Here is a 322-nt window from a genome sequence, read left to right as displayed (position 1 = left end):
TCGCGCCAACCACCTGGCCCGCCAGTTGCTCGCCCTGGGCGTGCAACCTGATCAACGCATCGCCCTTTGCGCCGAGCGCAGCCTGGAGATGATCGTCGGCCTGCTCGGCGTGCTCAAGGCCGGCGCGGCCTACGTACCCATCGACCCGGCCCACCCCGCCGACCGCATGGCCTTCATGCTCCAGGACAGCCGGCCGCAGGCATTGCTGACCCAATCAGCGCTGTCCCTGCCAGCCGGCGATCTGCCGCTGTTGCTGCTCGACACCGACGCCTCCCTGCAGGCGGCGGACGATGCCGCGTTCGACGCCAATCCGCAGGTACCT

General features: G+C 69.6%; 1 protein-coding gene. It reads left to right on the top strand.

Annotation, left to right across the window (positions count from 1 at the left end; genetic code table 11):
• Positions 1-322, top strand: a 322-nt coding sequence (locus LCU97_RS26555) for an AMP-binding protein (RefSeq protein WP_232778223.1), incomplete at both ends; no start/stop codon positions are given.

It is taken from the genome of Pseudomonas uvaldensis (genome assembly GCF_021271205.1).
GTDB lineage: Bacteria > Pseudomonadota > Gammaproteobacteria > Pseudomonadales > Pseudomonadaceae > Aquipseudomonas > Aquipseudomonas uvaldensis.
This window is presented reverse-complemented; position numbering and strand designations above follow the sequence as displayed.